The following is a 17616-nucleotide window of genomic DNA, read 5'->3' on the forward strand; positions in this document are numbered from 1 at the left end:
GGTGTCACCCGTCGCGCGGCCCGCCTCGGCGGCTGCACAGCGGCCGAACCCTAGAATGCAGGCAGTCGTGCGGTCCGAGATCGCACCGGATCACCATGACCGACATCACGCCCGATACCTTGCCGCGCGCCGCCACGCGGCCGCGACCGCGCCACCGCCGTGGCCACCGCCCTGGCCGCGCGAGCGTCCTCGCGGCGGCGCTGCTGTCGGCCCTGCTGCTGGCCGCACCCGCGAGCGTGCTGCCCGCGACGGGCGCAGTCGCGGCGACCAGCCCGTCCCCGGGTCCGACCCCACCAGGGTCGACGGCCGTCGCGTTCGCGATGGCTCCCGGCGATCGCGGCATCGTGGGCGCCGGGGGTGCGGTCGTGGTCGACCTGTCGGTGTCGAACCCGGCCTCGACGATGTTGAGCGCCGGCGAGGTGCGCGTCGAGCGGGGGAACACGCCGCTTCCCACCCGGGAGGCTCTGGACGCCTGGCTCGCCGACGGCTCCGGCGTCGACGGGTACACCGCGGCGGGCTCCACCGTGCTCGACACGGTTCCCGCGCGCGGAACGACGTCCGTGCCGCTGGGGCTGGACGCCGCCGCCTTCGCCGACGCGCCGGCCGGCGTGTACCCGCTGCAGGCGACGTACACGACCCCCCGCGGCGAACTCACCTCCCGCAGCACGGTGGTCGTCACGGCCGGCGACCAGCCGATCGGGTCGGTGACGGTGATCGTGCCGATCACCGCCGGCGCGATCACGACGGCGCTGCCGACCTCCGACGAACTCGCCGCGCTCACCGCGCCGGACGGCCTGCTGCGGGCCCAGCTCGACGCCGTCTCGGGGACGAACGCGGTGCTGGCCGTCGACCCGGCCATCGCCGTCGCGATCCGCGCACTGGGAGGCGCGGCTCCCGGCACGGCCACCGCGTGGCTCGACGAGCTGCTGTCGCTGCCGAACGAGCGGTTCGCGTTGCAGTTCGGCGACGCCGACCTCGCCACCCAGATCGGCGCGGGCCTGACCGCACCGCTGTCGGTGGGCGACGTCACGGCGCTCGCCCCCGACCTGGCTCCGGCCCCCACACCCACGCCCACCGCGACCGCGGGATCGACCGGTACCGGCACGATCCCCACCCTCGACAGCATCGGCCTCGCCGCTCCCGCCGTGCTGTGGCCGGCATCCGGCAGCGTCGGGTCGACGCAGATCGGCGCGCTCGGTGCCGTGACCGTCGACGACGCGCCCTCGCTGACACTGGTCGACTCGGCATCCGTCACCGGGTCGTCCACCGCGGCGTCGGCCGCGCACGCCCGCGCCGGTGAGGCCGATCTGCTCGTCTACGACACGGCGGTCTCCGATGCCCTGCGGCGTGCCAGCGAGGCCGTGACCGAGGTGGCTCAGGATGCGGCCGTCGCCGAGAGCTCCGCCTACTCCGCGCTCAGCGACCCCACGACGCCCCTCGCGGTCGCGGTCGACCGCTCGACCGCGCGCACGTCCGATGGGATCGCGGCCGCGATCGCCGCCGCCACCGCGCTGCCCGGGCGGGAGCTGGTGGGGCTGAGCGCCCTGCGCGCGGTGTTCCCCGTCGACGCGGCACCGGCCGAGGTCACCGCCGACGAGACCGACGTCGCCTGGATCGACGCGTTCACACAGTTCCGCGGCGATGCCGACGCCCTCGCCCAGTTCGCGACGATCCTCGCGCAGCCGGCGCTGCTGACCGTCCCCGACCGGGCACGCACCCTGCAGGTCATCGGCAACGCGTGGCACGGCAACTCCGCCTGGGCAGACGCCGTCGCCGGTCAGCGCGAGCGCACCGCCCAGACCCTCGATGCGGTCGAGCTCGTGCCCGTCACCGAGATCAATCTGTTCGGCACGAGCGCGCCCCTGAGCTTCACGGTGCGCAACGACCTCGCCTTCCCGGTGTCGCTCGTGCTCTACACGCTGCCCGGCGACCCCCGCATCATCGTGCAGACCACCACGACCGTCGAGGCCGGCGCGGCACAGGCGACGCGCGTCAACGTCCCCGTCGAGGCCCGGGTCGGCAGCGGCGAGGCGCAGCTGTCGCTGCAATTGCGCAGCCCCACCATGGTCGCGATCGGCGACCCGATGGACGTCACCGTCAACGTGCGGGCCGAATGGGAGCAGATCGGCGTCGTCGTGCTGTCGGTGCTGGTCGGCGGGTTCCTCGTGATCGGCGTCATCCGCACGGTGCGCCGACGCCGGCGCGGCGCCGACGACGGCGACGGCGACGGCGACGACACCGAGAGCACCACGGGCGCCGACGACACCGTGGGCGCCGGGACGGAGGACTCCGATGGCTAGCCTCGGACGCGCCAGCGCGATCATCGCCGCCGGCACCCTCGCCTCGCGCGCGACGGGACTCATCCGCAACATCGTCCTCGCCACGGCGCTCGGCACGGTCGGCTCCGCCGCGGCCGACGCGTTCGGCATCGCCGTGCAGCTGCCCAACAGCATCTACGACCTCATCGCGTCAGGGCTGCTGGCGGGCGTCATCGTGCCGCAGATCGTGAAGGCCGTGCGCGAGCACAGCGACCGCGGCAGCGCCTTCGTCTCGAAGCTGCTCACCCTCGGCGTCGTCGTGCTCGCCGGCGTGCTGGTGCTCGCGCTCATCGGCGCGCCGCTTCTCGTGCAGATCTACGGCTCCCGCCTCCCCGGCGAGACGCAGGCCCTCGCGCTGTCGTTCGCGTACTGGGTGCTGCCGCAGCTCTTCTTCTTCGGGCTGTACGCGCTGCTGGGCGAGATCCTCAACGCCCGCAAGGTGTACGGCCCCTACTCCTGGTCGCCGATCATCAACAACATCGTGTCGATCGCGGGCCTCGGCAGCTTCGTGTGGCTGTTCGGCCTGCACCGCGACGCCATCGGCTGGACGCCGCAGATGATCTCCTACGTCGGCGGCACGGCCTTGCTGGGCGTCACCCTGCAGACGGTCGCCCTGCTGTTCTTCTGGCGACGCGCCGATCTGGTCATCCGTCCCGACTTCCAGTGGCGCGGCATCGGTCTGCGCCACATCGCGCGGCTCGCCGGCTGGACGTTCCTCATGGTCGCGGTCGGCCAGATCGCCGGCCTCATCCAGATGACCAACGTCAGCGCGGCCTCCGGCAAGGCGGCCTCGGTGAGCACCCTGCAGACCGCGTGGGCGATCTTCATCCTCCCCTACTCGGTCATCGTCATGTCGATCGGCACCCCGTTCTACACACGGATGGCCGAGTACGCCACGGCCGGCGACCTTGGCGCGGTGAAGAAGTCACTGGGGTCGCAGACGCGTCTCATTTCAGTGCTCATGGTCGGCGCGCTCGCGGCGATCGTCGCCGCGATCATCCCCATCTCCCGCGTGTTCACCGACGACGCATCGGATGCCGTGTCGTTCGCGCTCGTGCTCGGGGCCTACCTGCTGGCGCTCATCCCCCTGTCGCTGCAGTTCGGCATCCAGCGCACCTTCTACGCGTTCCACGACACCCGCACGCCCTTCTTCTTCACACTGGTGCAGGCCGTCATCGTCGTGACGACGACCCTCATCGCCGTGCAACTGCTCGACAACGGAGCGCTGCCGCTCACGCTGCTCGCGTTCGCCATCGCGCTGGGCCAGTCGCTCGCCAACTTCGTGCAGTTGGGATTCGCGGGGACGGCGCTGCGCCGCAAGCTCGGTCCCCTCGATCTGGGTGGCCCGCTGCGCTCGCTGGTGCTGTTCCTCGCCGTGGGGGCGGTCTCGGCCGCGATCGGCTGGGGCGTCTTCCTGCTGCTGGGCGGCGTCTCGGGGTGGGCGGCGTCCGAGAAGTGGACCGGGATCGTCGCCGCCGGCGTCATCGGGATCGTCACCCTCGGCGTCTACGGGCTCGCGATGCTCGTGCTGCGGGTGCCTGAGGCGCACACCGCTCTGCGGATGCTGCGCCGCATCCTGCCCGGACGCTGATCCCCACACGCCCGCAGCCTTCCCCGTCAGGAATGCCCGCCGCTTACCATTGGTTGAATGTGCCGGGACGTCTCCCGTCCCCGCGAATGAAGGAGCAGTCGTGCGCAAGGTCATCATCATCGGATCGGGTCCCGCCGGGTTCACCGCCGCCATCTACGCGGCGCGCGCGAACCTCGAGCCGCTGCTGATCGCGAGCTCGGTCGAAGCCGGCGGCGAGCTGATGAACACGACCGAGGTCGAGAACTTCCCCGGGTTCCCGGAGGCCATCATGGGCCCCGACCTGATGGCGAAGATGCAGGAGCAGGCCGAGCGTTTCGGTACCGAGGTCGTCTACGACGACGTCGTCGAACTGGATGTCGCCGGGCCGGTGAAGAAGATCACCCTCGGTTCCGGCAAGACCGCCGAGGCGGAGTCGCTCGTGTTCGCGACCGGGTCGGCGCCGCGCAAGATCGGCATCGAGGGCGAGTCCCGCCTCTCCGGCCGGGGCGTGTCGTACTGCGCGACCTGCGACGGGTTCTTCTTCCGCGAGAAGGCGATCGCGGTCGTCGGCGGCGGCGACTCCGCGATGGAGGAGGCCACGTTCCTCACGAAGTTCGCCTCCAAGGTCTACGTCATCCACCGCCGCGAGGAGCTGCGCGCCTCGAAGATCATGCAGGAGCGTGCGTTCGCGAACGAGAAGATCGAGTTCGTCTGGAACAGCGAGGTCGCCGACATCCTCGGTGACGACGCGGTGACCGGCGTCGTTCTGCGTGACACCGTCACGGGCGCCGAGCGCGAACTGGCCCTGGACGGCGTGTTCGTCGCGATCGGCAACGACCCGCGCACCCACCTCGTGCACGAGAAGCTCGACCTCACCGAGCACGGCACCATCTGGGTCGACGGGCGCACCTCGCGCACCTCGGTGGCGGGCGTGTTCGCCGCCGGCGACGTCATCGACCCGACGTACCGCCAGGCCGTCACCGCCGCGGGCAGCGGAACCGTCGCCGCCCTCGACGTCGAGCACTACCTCGCCTCGCTCGCCGATGCCGGCGCCCCCGCCGCCGACGTCGCCGAGATCGACGGACTCCCCGACGCCGACGCGGCCTGAGGGTCGCTGGAGACCGGAACAATCCCGCGCTCATGCGCGTTGGGGCAGAAGACGGGTCCCGCCTGGGATACCCGCACACGAAGGAGACATTGACATGACCGCAAAGGCCACGAGCGAGAGCACCTGGCAGCAGGACGTCATCGACGCCGAGGGTCCGGTCCTGGTGGACTTCTGGGCCGAGTGGTGCGGCCCGTGCCGCATGGTCGGCCCGATCCTCGACGAGATCGCGACCGAGAACGGCGACAAGCTGACCGTCCTCAAGCTCAACGTCGACGAGAACCCGCAGCTCGCGATGAAGTACCAGATCACCTCGATCCCGGCGATGAAGGTGTTCCAGAAGGGCGAGGTCGCGACGACCATCATCGGCGCGAAGCCGAAGTTCGCCCTCGAGCAGGACCTCGCCGCCTACCTCGCCTGACCTCCCCGGTCCCGGTGGTTGAGTAGCCCGCGCAGCGGGCGTCCTCTCCGGTGGTTGAGTAGCCCGCGCAGCGGGCGTATCGAAACCACGCCAACCAGCAAAGAATCCCCGATCAGAAGCTGATTCTGGTCGGGGATTCCGCTGTCTACGGGTGGTCGTTCACGAGGCTTCGGCGCGTGTCGACGCGTCCCAGCGCCGGTGTGGCTCCCGCCCGAGAAGACGCCACACGGCGCGGGTGAGCGGCGGATGCTCGAGCGCGATCTGACGGAGCACCCGGTAGTTCCGCGACTCGGTCGGGCGTACTCCTCCGTCGGAGGCGATGTTCTCGGCGCGCAGCATCAGCACGACCAGCTCGTCGACGCTCGGGAGGTCTTCCATGAAGTCCCAGGGGTCCTCCCCTGCGCGCAGGCGCTCTTCCACGAGCACCGACAGCTCGTCGGCCGCCTCGGCGCGCAACAGCTCGAGGCTGGCGCGGCGTGGAAGCTCGGGCTGATCGGTCACGCTCTCCAGGGTACGCGCGTCAGAAGGCGCCGTACTCCGTTTCCCCGATGTCGGCGAGGATCCGATTGAGGTCCTGGATCGACGCGAAGTCGATGTTGATCTGGCCCTTCTTCGCGCTCAGACTGATCCTGACCTTCGTGTTCAGTCGGTCTCCGAGTCGCTCCGCGACTTCGTCCAGATGGGCGCGTCGAGCGCCGGCCTTGGGAGCCGGTGTCTTCGTGCCGCCGGCACCCGGGAGCTTCGCGGCCGCCTCCGCCGCACGCACCGAGAGATCTTCGTTGACGATCTTGTCGGAGAGGCGCTGCATCGCCTCCGGGTCGGCGAGCGACAGGATGGCGCGCGCATGACCCGCGCTCAGCACACCCGCGGCGACGCGCTGCTGCACCGGTACCGGCAGCTTGAGCAGGCGGATGGTGTTGCTGATCTGGGGACGGGAGCGTCCGATGCGGCCCGCAAGCTCCTCCTGCGTGATGCCGAAGTCCTCCAGAAGCTGCTGGTAGGCCGACGCCTCCTCGAGCGGATTCAGCTCGGAACGGTGCAGGTTCTCGAGGAGCGCGTCGCGGAGCAGGTTCTCGTCGGTCGTGTCGCGCAGGATCGCGGGGATCGAGGTGAGCCCTGCTTCACGCGACGCCCGCGTGCGCCGCTCCCCCATGATGAGCTCGTATTCGCCCGCCTCGTTCGTGCGCACCACGATGGGCTGCAGCACGCCGAACTCGCGCACCGAGTGGACGAGTTCCGCGAGGTCGTCCTGGTCGAAGTGCGTACGCGGCTGCCGCGGGTTCGGGACGACGGCGTTCGGATCGACCTGGATGAGGCGCGCACCCGGGATGCTCAGCAGCTCCTCCCCGGGCTCGGTATCCGTCGACCGTTCAGCGGTCGCCGTCGGGCGGGATGCACCCGGAAAGAAGACGTCCACCGGACGTGCTTCATCGGAATCCGCTGCAGTGGGGATGAGCGCGCCGATGCCACGCCCCAGACCGGTTCGCTTCGCCATCAGGATGCCCCTTCGTTGTTGTTCTGCCCACGTCGGGCCATTTCCACCGCCGCCTCGCGGTAGGCGACGGCCCCGGCCGACGCACCATCGTAGGCGATCACCGTCTGACCGAAGCTCGGCGCCTCGGAGACGCGCACGGAGCGCGGGATCACCGTGCGCAACACCTGCTCGGTGAAGTGCGAGCGCACCTCATCGGCGACCTGCTGGGCGAGGCGGGTGCGCCCGTCGTACATGGTCAGCAGGATCGTCGACAGGTGCAGTCGCGGATTCAAGTGCTTCTGGATCATCCGCACGCTGCCGAGCAGCTGACTGAGGCCTTCCAGGGCGTAGTACTCGCACTGGATCGGGATCATGAGCTCATGCGCGGCGGTGAACGCGTTGATCGTGAGCAGTCCGAGTGACGGCGGGCAGTCGATGAGCACGAAGTCGACAGGTTGGACATCGCCGGCCAGATAGTCGTCGAGTGCCGTACGCAGCCGATGCTCGCGCGCCACCTGGGAGACGAGTTCGATCTCGGCGCCGGCGAGATGGATCGTGCTGGGTGCACAGAAGAGCCGGTCGGATTCCGGCGAGATCTGGATGATGTCGGCGAGGGGGAACTCGTCGATCAGGACGTCGTAGACGCTCGGCGTGTCCGCGGTGTGCGGCACTCCGAGCGCCGTCGATGCGTTGCCCTGAGGATCGAGGTCGATCACGAGCACCCGAGCGCCGAGCGACGCGAGCGCGGAAGCGATGTTCACCGTGGTCGTGGTCTTGCCGACCCCGCCCTTCTGGTTGGACACCGTGATCACGCGTGCCGGTCCATCGAACGCCAGCGAGACACCGTCGAGCACCTTCCGGCGCGAGGTCAGATCGGCCAGTTCGCGGGCGATGGGGCTGTCGTCGATGGAGAACGGTGCGGCCGCGTCGTCCGAATCCTGCACCTGAAAACTCCTGTCGTGGGGGACTCTCCCACTTTAGTCGAGCCCACCCCCGCCCGCCGTTTCACGTGAAACACCGAGCCAATGCCGGCCACTCCGGTGGTTGAGTAGCGGCCGAAGGCCGCGTATCGAAACCACAGCCGGCCCCCCGTTTCACGTGAAACACCCTCGACCGTGTGGTTTCGTTACGCCGACTGCGTCGGCTACTCAACCACCGGTGGCGGCGAGTAGCAGATCACGGCTCAGCCGGTGGTTGAGTAGCGGCCAAGGGCCGCCTATCGAAACCACAGCCCGCCACCCGTTTCACGTGAAACACCCTCGACCGTGTGGTTTCGATACGCCGGCTTCGCAGCTACTCAACCATCGGTATGGACGGACGAGCAGTAGTTCCCAGCCCACCCCGGTGGTTGAGTAACGGCTGAAGGCCGCGTATCGAAACCACAAACACCAGCTTCTTTCACGTGAAACACCCACCACGCATGGTTTCGATACGCCGGCTTCGCCGGCTACTCAACCATCGGGATGGACGGACGAGCAGTAGTTATTGGCTCACCCCGGTGGTTGAGTGGCGACTGAAGGGCACGTATCGAAACCACGGCCGCGCCTCCGTTTCACGTGAAACACTCGCGGTGGAGTGGTTTCGATACGCCGACTGCGTCGGCTACTCAACCACCGACAAGGCCGAGCTGCAGATCACCGCTCACCCCGGTGGTTGAGTAGCGGCCGAAGGCCGCCTATCGAAACCACAGCCCGCCACCCGTTTCACGTGAAACACCCACGACGCATGGATTCGATACGCCGGCTTCGCAGCTACTCAACCATCGGGATGGACGGACGAGCAGTAGTTACTGGCTCGCCCCGGTGGTTGAGTAGCGACTGAAGGGCGCGTATCGGAACCACGGCCGCGCCTCCGTTTCACGTGAAACACTCGCGGTGGAGTGGTTTCGATACGCCGACTGCGTCGGCTACTCAACCACCGGTGAGGGCGACCTGTGTACCTCCGAACACCCGGTGGTTGAGTAGCGGCCGAAGGCCGCGTGTCGAAACCACACCGCCCTGACTGTTTCACGTGAAACAACGTCATCGCTCGCGACGTGGTTTCTTGCGGCTGAGTGCCGGCAGGTCCTCGGCGCCGCGTTCCTCGATCAGGGCGATGCCCTTGGCGCGGCTCCACCCTTGGACCTGCTTCTCGCGTGCGAACGCGTCATCGACCCGGGTGAACTCCTCGCAGTAGACAAGACGTACCGGGCGACGGTGGCGCGTATACGCAGCACCCAGACCGGACTCATGTTCCCAGAGGCGCTTGTCCAGATTCCGCGTGCTGCCGACGTAGAAGGATCCATCGGCGCATTCGAGGATGTACATGTGCGGCATGAGAGCAGTCTCGGCCGCGGCTCGGCCGATCGGGGGACCGGATGCTGCGATCGGGGAACACTGAGTGCGTCGCTCCCTTGGGGAGGAGAGTTGGCACGGGTTTCGATACGCCGGCTTGCTGGCTACTCAACCACCCGAACAGCGGGGGTCAGCGGACGGTGGCGCGGATGACGCGGGTGGGTTCGTCGATCACACCGTCACCGACCGGCTCCACGCGCACGTCACTGAGCCTGTACTTGCGGATCTGCTTGTCCGCGGCGGCGATCTCGTTCGCGGCGTTCGCGCCCTTCAGCAGGATCAGCTCACCGCCGTCGCGCACGAGAGGCGCCGTGAGGGGGATGAGTGTGCGCAGCGCGCTGACCGCACGGGCGGTGACGGCATCCAGCACCGGCCCCTGCGTCCAGTCCTCCCCGCGCGCCCGGACGACCTCGACGTTCGCGAGCTCCAGCGCAGACACCTGCTCGTTCAACCAGGTGACCCGCCGCTCCATCGGCTCGATGAGCACCCACTGCACGTCGGGCCGCGCGATCGCGAGCACCAACCCGGGCAATCCGGCGCCCGAGCCGATGTCACCGACTCGAGCGCCCGTAGCGAAGAGCGGCGCCGCCACCGCGCTGTTCAGCACATGACGCGACCACAGTCGCGGCAATTCCAGCGGACCGATGAGTCCACGTTCCTCACCATGCTGAGCAAGGGCGGCAGTGAACGCCCGCGCCTGTTCCAGGTGCTCCCCGAAGATGGCGGATGCTGCCGCCGGCTCGACCTCGATCATCGATGTTTCACGTGAAACGTCAGGCGCGGCGGATGACGGTGTGCCGGTCTGCACCCTCGCCGTACGACTCCGACACGAAGCCGCGGTCGGCGACGATGTCGTGCACCAGCTTGCGCTCGTAGCTGGACATCGCCGGCAACGAAGCCTGCGTCGCACCGTCGTCGATGCGAGCGACGGCACGGTCGACCAGCTTCTCGAGCTGCTGCTCCCGAGCCTCCCGAGATCCTCCGATGTCGAGGATCAGGCGCGAGAAGCGACCGGACTTCGACTGCACGGCGAGGCGCGTCAGCTCCTGCAGAGCCTGGACGGTGTCAGGTTCGGAGATCAGCGCCAGCGCAGCGGCGTCATCGTTCTCGACCGAGACGTATGCGCGGCCGGCGCGGACGTCCAGCTCGAGGTCGCCGTCGATCTCCGCGATGTCGAGGAGTCCCTCGAGGTAGTCCGCGGCGATGTCGCCTTCTTCTTCGAGCTGCTCGACCGTGAGCTCAGCGGCAGGAGCCTGCGTGTCGTTCGACATGGTCATGGCTGTTCCTCGGATTCAGGGGTCAGGAGGTCGGAGAGTCGGTGCCCGACCCCGGTGCCGATGGCGGCTGTGTCGACGAGCGGTTCTTCTGCGCCTGCTTCTTGGCGCGCTGCTTGCTCACCGGCTGCTGACGCTTGGGGGCTTCCGCCTTCGCCTTCTGCGCCTCTTCGTAGAGTCGCTTCTGCTCGGCCTGGTACTTCTCCATCGGCACGATCTTGCCCGACGAGTCGAGTGCCTTGCCCTTGCGCGCGAGGCGCTCCTCGCGAGCCTTCGCCGCCTCGGAGCCCGGTGTCGGCATGTTCCGGATGACGATGAACTGCTGCACCATCGTCCAGATGTTGGACGTGAACCAGTAGAGCACGACACCGAGCGGGAAGAAGACACCGGAGAAGATGAAGCCCAGCGGCAGGATCCAGAGCATGATGCGCTGCATCTGGTAGGCCTGGCCGGTCTTGGCCTCGGGGGAGAGGTTCTTCGAGATGATCTGCAGCTGGGTGATGAACTGCGACGCGATCATGAGCACGACGAGGATCACGAGGATCGTGACCGTCGCCTCCCAGCCGGCGGGCTTGTAGTTGATGGCGTCCATCAGGCTGGTGTGCAGCGGGGCGACACCGAACAGCTGCGCATCGTAGAACTGCTTGGTGAGTTCAGAGCTCAGCAGACCGACGCCGCCGACACCCCACTCCGCGTGCTTCTTCACGTCACTGAGCGTGTAGAACATGCCGAGCAGGATCGGCATCTGCACGAGCAGGGGCAGACAGCTCGAGACCGGGGTCGTGCCGTGCTTCTGGTAGAGCGCCATGGTCTCCCGACTCATGGCCTCTCGGGAGAGCTGGTCCTTCTTGCCCTTGTACTTCTCCTGGACTTTTCGCAGTTCAGGAGCGATTTCCATCATCTTTCGCTGGCTCTTGATCTGCCGCACGAACAGTGGGATCAGTGCCGAGCGCACCACGACGACGAGACCGATGATCGCCAGCACCCAGGTGAGGCCGGCCGACGGGTCGAGGCCGATCGACGTGAACAGCCAGTGCCACGCCACGAGGATCGCCTCGACGAACCACTTGAACGGCCACATGATGATGCTGAAGAAGTCCATGCCCGTCCCGGGCGGCGGCGTCGTCGGCGTCGGGACCGCCGGTGACGGCGTGGCGGCGGCGCTCAAGAGAAGATCCAGCACGGATCAGTCCTTTCTGGGGGGCACGACGAATCCGTGCGGAGTCAGGGAGTACCGGTAGCGCGCGTGTGCGGGCACGTCGTCGATCCCGCCGCGTGCCCAGGGATGGCAGCGGCCGAGACGCAGAGCGGTGAGTGCAGCACCTTTGAGCGCACCGTGCTGCTGCACCGCGCCGACGGCGTAGGCGGAGCACGACGGGTAGTACTTGCAGACGTCTCCGTACAGATGGGAGATCGTCGCGCGGTATCCGTGCAGCGCGGCGAGCACAGCGTTGCGAGGAAGGAGGGGGATCGCGCGGATGGCGGAATCGACCGAGAACGCGCCGTCGCCGGTGGACGATTTCGGCAGCGTCGCCGAACTCACGCCGCGGCCTTCCGGCTCAGGCAGCGCAGCACTTCGGAGCGCAGGTCGGCGTAGGGGGCGGATGCGGCCGCCGGCAGCGCGCGGATCACGACGTCGGCGCCGGGGCGTACCGTCGGCAGCGCTTCTGCGCACACCGACTTCAGCCTGCGACGCACGGTGTTGCGCGTCACGGCGTTGCCGACCTGCTTGCTCACGATGAACCCGAAACGCGCGGGACGTTCATCGGTCGTCGACACGACGTACGTCACCGCATGCGCGCCGGCACAGCGAGAACCCCCGCGGACGACGGCCTTGTACTCCGCCCCGCGGGTGATGCGGTTCCCGCGCGCCAGCACCGGTGGCGATCAGGCGGAGAGTTCGGTACGGCCCTTGCCGCGGCGAGCCGAAAGGATCGCGCGGCCGGCGCGGGTGCGCATGCGGGCGCGGAAGCCGTGCTTCTTGGCGCGGCGGCGGTTGTTGGGCTGGAACGTGCGCTTGCTCATGAGGATCACTCCGGATCGGCGGTCACCGGAACGCTCTAGACCGGGGACACAGGTACAGGGACTGCCCAAGCGGGCATAAGTCAACCGACTAAGGATACGTCGGGACGCCTGAGAACCCAAACCGAGCACGGCCGACTCACACCTTATCCACGGGTCCGTCCCCAGCCTCGCAACGACACGCGGCCCGGAACTACAGTGGATTTTGCGTGTGAACCGGCTCGTCGTTAGCGTGTCCGGGATAGTTATCCACAGCTGTGGACGAGGACTTTCCCCTCGGCGCACACGGGATCCGACACGACGAACGAAGGCCGCCACAGATGACACAGCACGAGATCCCGGACGTTCCGGTCTGGACCGCCGTGCTCGACGCGCTCACCTTCGACGACCGTGTCACCCCGCAGCTGCAGGGCTTCCTCAATCTCGCCGTCGCCCAGGGTGTCATGGGCGGAACGCTGTACCTCGACGTCCCCAACGACCTCACCGCGGCGCAGTTCAACAAGAGACTGCGCGCCCCGATCCTCGAGGCCCTCGCCCACGCGGATGCCGAGCCCGCAGCATCCGCGTTCCGCGTCGTCGTGAACCCGGAGCTCATGCAGGCGACGCCGTCCACTCCGCGCGTGGACGAGACGCCCGTCGCCGTGATCCCGCCCGTCGCCCGTCCGGCCGAGGACTTCCCCGAGCCGGTGTCGATCACCTCCCGCACCGACACCCGGCTGAATGCGAAGTACACGTTCGACAACTTCGTCATCGGTCAGTCCAACCGTTTCGCACACGCCGCCGCGGTCGCCGTCGCGGAGGCGCCGGCGAAGGCTTACAACCCGCTGTTCATCTACGGCGACTCGGGTCTCGGCAAGACGCACCTGCTCCATGCCATCGGCGACTACGCGATCAGCCTGTACGCCGGCATCAAGGTGAGGTACGTGTCGAGCGAGGAGTTCACGAACGACTTCATCAACTCGATCGCCAACAACCGCGGGTCCGCCTTCCAGGCGCGCTACCGGGATGTCGACATCCTGCTCATCGACGACATCCAGTTCCTGCAGGGCAAGGCCGAGACGCAGGAGGCGTTCTTCCACACCTTCAACACGTTGCACGACCACGACAAGCAGGTCGTGATCACCAGTGACGTGCAGCCGCGTCTGCTCACCGGGTTCGAAGACCGCATGCGCAGCCGCTTCGAGTGGGGCCTCATCACCGACGTGCAGGCGCCCGACCTCGAGACCCGCATCGCGATCCTGCGCAAGAAGGCGCAGTCGGAGCGCCTTCTGGTGCCCGACGACGTGCTGGAGTACATCGCGACGAAGGTGTCGAGCAACATCCGCGAGCTCGAGGGCGCCCTCATCCGCGTCTCCGCCTTCGCGAGCCTCAACCGCTCGAACCTCGACGTCTCCCTCGCCCAGACGGTGCTGCGCGACATCGTCGACACCGACGACGCGAACGTGATCTCCCCGACCGACATCATCACCGCGACGGCCCAGTACTTCCGGCTGTCCGTCGACGACCTGTACGGCTCCAGCCGTTCGCAGGCGATCGCCACGGCACGTCAGATCGCGATGTACCTCTGCCGCGAGCGGACGAACCTGTCGTTGCCGAAGATCGGGCAGCTCTTCGGCAACCGCGATCACACCACCGTCATGTACGCGTACAAGAAGATCAGCGAACTCATGAAGGAGCGCCGCTCGATCTACAACCAGGTGAGCGAGATCACCACTCAGCTCGGCCGCGTCGGCCGCTGACCCGCGACGACGCACGGCGACCGCCGGCGACGCGGGGCGGCACCGATCGTCGTATTCGCGCATCCGCTCTTGACACGGATGCCGGCTCGGCCCCACTATTCGCGTTCTGCACAGTGTGGACAGCCTGTGGATAACTATCCGACACGCGGAGTCCCCTGTGAACGGATTCGGGAAGCCTGTGGACGACGCCCGGGGATCACATCGTTGTGATTCGTCGCGCTCCGCAATCCATCCGCAGGAATCACACAAGTTACAGCGATGTCGTTTCCGCGCCCCGAGCGGGATCCACCGAGTTGTCCACAGTTTCCACAGGTGTTAACACCATGACGAAGAACCATCTCAGAGATCCACGCTCGATCACCTGCTCGGTGCGGCACCCTCCGGCGCGGAACGCATCCGAAGCACGACGGCGAGGGCACTAGCATGGGAAGGCCCTCACCACCGACCAGGGAGCGCCCGTGAAGTTCCACGTCAATCGCGACGTATTCAGCGAAGCCGTGTCATTCGTCGTGAAGCTCCTGCCGCAGCGCAATCCGCAGCCGATCCTCGCGGGCGTGCTGATCGAGGCATCCGACGACGGCCTGTCACTCGCCGCCTTCGACTACGAGGCCTCGGCCCGCACGACGATCGAGGCGACCGTCGACGAGCCGGGCACCATCCTCGTACACGGCCGGCTCCTGTCCGAGATCGCGAGCCGGCTGCCGAACGCGCCGATCCAGATCGTCCAGGACGAGGACGGCATCGTGCTCACGTGCGGCTCGGCCCGGTTCACCCTCGCCTCGATGCCGGTGCAGGAATACCCCGCGATCCCCGAGGTGTCCGGTGACGCCGGTCTCGTCCCGGCCGAAGACTTCGCGACGGCGATCGCCCAGGTGGCCTTCGCCGCATCGCGCGACGACGTCACCCCCGTGCTCACCGGTGTGCAGCTCGAGGTCGCCGGCACCGAGCTGAGCCTCGTCGCCACCGACCGCTACCGCGTCGCGCTGCGCGAGATCCCGTGGGACGGCGGTGGAGTCGCGACCGACGACGACACCGCGACCGCCCTGGTTCCGGCACGCACCCTGACCGAGGTCGGCAAGACGTTCGCGCACTCCGGCGACATCAAGATCGCCTTCTCGGGGTCGGGCGACCGCGAGATCATCGCGTTCACCGCCGGCAACAAGACCGTCACCTCGCTGCTGATCAAGGGCAACTTCCCCCCGGTCCGGCGCCTGTTCCCCGAGCAGACCGACCACTACGCGGTCGTCAACACCGCCGAGCTCGTCGAGGCCGTGCGCCGCGTGTCGCTCGTGCTCGACCGGTCCGCGCCGCTGCGGTTCACCTTCACGCAGGAGGGCGTCTCGATGGACGCCTCCGGCACCGAGCAGGCGCGGGCGACGGAGTCGGTCGACGCGACCCTCGCCGGCGAGGACGTCACCCTCGGCCTCAACCCGCAGTACCTGCTCGAGTCCCTCGGCGCGGTCAAGAGCGAGTTCACCCGCATCACGTTCACGTCGAGCGACAACGCCAACAAGCTGAGCCCCGTGCTCATCACGCCGCAGACCTCGGGCACGCCCGAGACGTTCAAGTACCTGCTCCAGCCGAACCTCCTGCTGCGCTGACCGGTGTCGCCCGGTCGGCCTAGGCTGATGCGGTGATCGTCGAGCAGCTGAGCCTCGTCGACTTCCGCAACTATGCGGCGGTCGATGTGAGCCTGGCCGCCGGTGCGAACGTCTTCGTCGGCCGCAACGGCCAGGGGAAGACGAATCTCGCCGAGGCGATCGCGTTCTTCGCCACCCTCGGTTCGCATCGCGTCTCGCAGGACGCCCCGATGGTGCGGCACGGTCGGGATGCCGCCATCGTGCGCGCCCGCCTCGCCTTCGGTGAGCGCAAAGTGCAGCTCGAAGCCCAGCTCAACCGCAGCGGATCGAACAAGGCGCGCGTCAACGGCTCGAATGTGAAGACGGCCGAACTGCCGCGCTACGCGCAGGTGGTGCTGTTCGCCCCCGAAGACCTGCAGATCGTCCGCGGCGATCCGTCGGCCCGGCGCCGCTTCGCCGACCAGCTGCTCATCCAGCGCGCCCCCCGCATGGCAGGTGTGCTCGGCGACTACGACCGCGTGCTGCGCCAGCGCACGACCCTGCTCAAGTCGGCGCGGGCGCGCGGCATCCGCGGCGACGAGCTCACCACCCTCGACGTGTGGGACGACAAGCTCGTGCAGCTGGGCACCCAGGTGATCCGCGGTCGCCTGGCCCTCGCCGCCGATCTGGCGGGCCCCCTCGCCGAGGCGTACACCGCTATCGCCGGCGCCGATCACCGCCCCGAGCTGGAATGGATGCTGACCGTCGAGGGTGCGGTCGGTGAAGACGACGACGAAATCGACGATGCCCCGACTCCGGCATCCACCGGGTCGACCCCGCTCACGCAGGAGCAGCTGGAGGCCGATTTCCGCGCGGCCCTCGCCGCCAAGCGCACGGCGGAGCTCGAGCGCGGTGTCACCCTGGTGGGGCCGCATCGCGACGATCTGCTGTTGCGCGTGCGCGGACTGCCGGTGAAGGGGTACGCGTCGCACGGCGAGTCCTGGTCGGTCGCGCTCGCGCTGCGCCTGGCCTCGGCGCGGCTGCTGCGCGAGCATTCGATGCTCGGCGACCCGGTGCTCATCCTCGACGACGTGTTCGCCGAACTCGACGCCGACCGGCGGGCGCGCCTCGCGGGCGTCGTCGGTGACTTCGAGCAGGTGATCGTCACGGCCGCGGTCGAGGAGGATGTGCCGGACACCCTGCGCGCGCGCACCGTCCACGTCGAGGCCGGCACGATCCGGGAGGATGCCGGTGTCTGACGACGACGTGACCGAGACGCTCTCGACCTATCTGCGCCTGCGCGGCCTGGAGCCGTCGAAGGCCGCCAAGCGCCGCAAGCGCCGTCGCACCGACGACGACGAGAACCAGCCGTTCACCGCCGGCCGAGACCCGAAAGGGATCGGCGACCTCATCTCCGACCTCACCCGGCAGTCGGGGTGGGACTCGCAGCTCGCCCAGGAGGACCTCGTCATGCAGTGGGCGGATGCCGCCGGTGAGGAGACCGCGCGGCACGCGTCGCCGGTTGCGCTGTCGGAGGGTCTGCTCACCGTGCAATGCGACTCGACGGCCTGGGCGAAGAACCTGCAGCTCATGCGTTCGGCGATCGTGACGGAGCTCGCCCGGAGGTTCCCGGATGCCGGTGTCAAGAACATCCGCTTCATCGGGCCGGACGTCCCCTCGTGGACATGGGGCCCGAGAGCCGTTCCAGGGCGGGGTCCTCGCGATACCTACGGATAACCCACGTGCGGGGGCATCCGCGTCGCGGAAATCGCGCCACAGGGGCGTACAGCGGCGCGGTGCG

At 68.3% G+C, this 17616-nt stretch carries 18 protein-coding genes; 8 read left to right on the forward strand and 10 right to left on the reverse strand.

The features are described from left to right. Nucleotides 1–95 precede the first annotated feature (95 nt). From C7474_RS00570 to trxA, 4 genes are all read left to right on the forward strand, one after another. Complete coding sequence (locus tag C7474_RS00570; protein ID WP_121056698.1) at nt 96–2300, forward strand: DUF6049 family protein; 2205 nt, start codon at nt 96–98, stop codon at nt 2298–2300. After that, nucleotides 2293–3909, forward strand: coding sequence for a murein biosynthesis integral membrane protein MurJ (gene murJ, locus C7474_RS00575; protein ID WP_121056700.1), 1617 nt, complete (start codon nt 2293–2295; stop codon nt 3907–3909). Before C7474_RS00570 ends, murJ begins: the two co-directional genes overlap by 8 nt. Before the next feature lie 100 nt (nt 3910–4009). Then, complete coding sequence (gene trxB, locus C7474_RS00580; RefSeq protein ID WP_121056702.1) at nt 4010–4996, forward strand: thioredoxin-disulfide reductase; 987 nt, start codon at nt 4010–4012, stop codon at nt 4994–4996. A 94-nt stretch (nt 4997–5090) separates the two neighbouring features. Next, complete coding sequence (trxA, locus tag C7474_RS00585; protein ID WP_121056704.1) at nt 5091–5414, forward strand: thioredoxin; 324 nt, start codon at nt 5091–5093, stop codon at nt 5412–5414. 159 nt (nt 5415–5573) lie between these two features. On the opposite strand, the gene C7474_RS00590 is transcribed toward trxA, so the two are convergent. The 10 genes from C7474_RS00590 to rpmH form a co-directional block, all read right to left on the reverse strand. Continuing rightward, entirely contained in the window at nt 5574–5915 is a 342-nt protein-coding gene (locus tag C7474_RS00590; protein WP_121056706.1) for a tryptophan synthase subunit alpha, read from the reverse strand. Nucleotides 5916–5934: 19 nt separating this feature from the next. Then, nucleotides 5935–6909, reverse strand: a complete 975-nt coding sequence (locus C7474_RS00595) for a ParB/RepB/Spo0J family partition protein (protein WP_121056708.1) — start codon at nt 6907–6909, stop codon at nt 5935–5937. Further along, nucleotides 6909–7832 carry a ParA family protein gene (locus tag C7474_RS00600; RefSeq protein WP_121056710.1) on the reverse strand — a complete coding sequence of 308 codons (924 nt, stop codon included), beginning with the start codon at nt 7830–7832 and terminating at the stop codon, nt 6909–6911. Before C7474_RS00600 ends, C7474_RS00595 begins: the two co-directional genes overlap by 1 nt. 1077 nt (nt 7833–8909) lie before the next feature. Continuing rightward, the gene (locus tag C7474_RS00605) at nt 8910–9203 is read right to left on the reverse strand and encodes a GIY-YIG nuclease family protein (RefSeq protein ID WP_121056712.1); all 294 of its coding nucleotides are present in this window, start codon (nt 9201–9203) and stop codon (nt 8910–8912) included. Between the two features lie 148 nt (nt 9204–9351). Then, complete coding sequence (gene rsmG, locus C7474_RS00610) at nt 9352–9975, reverse strand: 16S rRNA (guanine(527)-N(7))-methyltransferase RsmG (RefSeq protein ID WP_121056714.1); 624 nt, start codon at nt 9973–9975, stop codon at nt 9352–9354. 19 nt (nt 9976–9994) lie between these two features. After that, nucleotides 9995–10498: a Jag family protein gene (locus tag C7474_RS00615; protein ID WP_422385769.1), complete on the reverse strand. Its 504-nt coding sequence runs from the start codon at nt 10496–10498 to the stop codon at nt 9995–9997. Nucleotides 10499–10520: 22 nt separating this feature from the next. Beyond that, entirely contained in the window at nt 10521–11678 is a 1158-nt protein-coding gene (gene yidC / locus C7474_RS00620) for a membrane protein insertase YidC (protein ID WP_121056716.1), read from the reverse strand. A gap of 3 nt (nt 11679–11681) precedes the next feature. Next, nucleotides 11682–12038 carry a membrane protein insertion efficiency factor YidD gene (yidD, locus tag C7474_RS00625; RefSeq protein WP_241965036.1) on the reverse strand — a complete coding sequence of 119 codons (357 nt, stop codon included), beginning with the start codon at nt 12036–12038 and terminating at the stop codon, nt 11682–11684. Further along, a complete protein-coding gene (gene rnpA, locus C7474_RS00630; protein WP_121056718.1) occupies nt 12035–12373 on the reverse strand; it encodes a ribonuclease P protein component in 339 nt (112 codons plus the stop codon). Before rnpA ends, yidD begins: the two co-directional genes overlap by 4 nt. Nucleotides 12374–12382: 9 nt before the next feature. Further along, nucleotides 12383–12520: a 50S ribosomal protein L34 gene (gene rpmH, locus C7474_RS00635; RefSeq protein WP_036304730.1), complete on the reverse strand. Its 138-nt coding sequence runs from the start codon at nt 12518–12520 to the stop codon at nt 12383–12385. 440 nt (nt 12521–12960) lie between these two features. Here rpmH and dnaA point away from each other — a divergent pair, with 440 nt between their 5' ends. From dnaA to C7474_RS00655, 4 genes are all read left to right on the forward strand, one after another. After that, the gene (gene dnaA, locus C7474_RS00640) at nt 12961–14256 is read left to right on the forward strand and encodes a chromosomal replication initiator protein DnaA (protein WP_422385779.1); all 1296 of its coding nucleotides are present in this window, start codon (nt 12961–12963) and stop codon (nt 14254–14256) included. Nucleotides 14257–14714: 458 nt separating this feature from the next. Beyond that, the gene (dnaN, locus tag C7474_RS00645; protein ID WP_121056722.1) at nt 14715–15857 is read left to right on the forward strand and encodes a DNA polymerase III subunit beta; all 1143 of its coding nucleotides are present in this window, start codon (nt 14715–14717) and stop codon (nt 15855–15857) included. A 32-nt stretch (nt 15858–15889) separates the two neighbouring features. Next, complete coding sequence (recF, locus tag C7474_RS00650) at nt 15890–17074, forward strand: DNA replication/repair protein RecF (RefSeq protein ID WP_121056724.1); 1185 nt, start codon at nt 15890–15892, stop codon at nt 17072–17074. Next, nucleotides 17061–17552, forward strand: a complete 492-nt coding sequence (locus tag C7474_RS00655) for a DciA family protein (RefSeq protein ID WP_121056726.1) — start codon at nt 17061–17063, stop codon at nt 17550–17552. The genes recF and C7474_RS00655 overlap by 14 nt, the downstream gene beginning before the upstream one ends. Nucleotides 17553–17616 lie beyond the last annotated feature (64 nt).

Source organism: Microbacterium telephonicum, assembly GCF_003651225.1.
GTDB classification, from domain to species: domain Bacteria; phylum Actinomycetota; class Actinomycetes; order Actinomycetales; family Microbacteriaceae; genus Microbacterium; species Microbacterium telephonicum.

Coding starts and splice junctions, on each gene's coding strand:
- C7474_RS00605 (WP_121056712.1), bottom strand. CDS start 9,203: ATGCCGCACATGTACATCCTCGAATGCGCCGATGGATCCTTCTACGTC.
- rsmG (WP_121056714.1), bottom strand. CDS start 9,975: ATGATCGAGGTCGAGCCGGCGGCAGCATCCGCCATCTTCGGGGAGCAC.
- C7474_RS00655 (WP_121056726.1), top strand. CDS start 17,061: ATGCCGGTGTCTGACGACGACGTGACCGAGACGCTCTCGACCTATCTG.
- rpmH (WP_036304730.1), bottom strand. CDS start 12,520: ATGAGCAAGCGCACGTTCCAGCCCAACAACCGCCGCCGCGCCAAGAAG.
- C7474_RS00595 (WP_121056708.1), bottom strand. CDS start 6,909: ATGGCGAAGCGAACCGGTCTGGGGCGTGGCATCGGCGCGCTCATCCCC.
- murJ (WP_121056700.1), top strand. CDS start 2,293: ATGGCTAGCCTCGGACGCGCCAGCGCGATCATCGCCGCCGGCACCCTC.
- C7474_RS00615 (WP_422385769.1), bottom strand. CDS start 10,498: ATGACCATGTCGAACGACACGCAGGCTCCTGCCGCTGAGCTCACGGTC.
- trxA (WP_121056704.1), top strand. CDS start 5,091: ATGACCGCAAAGGCCACGAGCGAGAGCACCTGGCAGCAGGACGTCATC.
- C7474_RS00570 (WP_121056698.1), top strand. CDS start 96: ATGACCGACATCACGCCCGATACCTTGCCGCGCGCCGCCACGCGGCCG.
- dnaA (WP_422385779.1), top strand. CDS start 12,961: ATGGGCGGAACGCTGTACCTCGACGTCCCCAACGACCTCACCGCGGCG.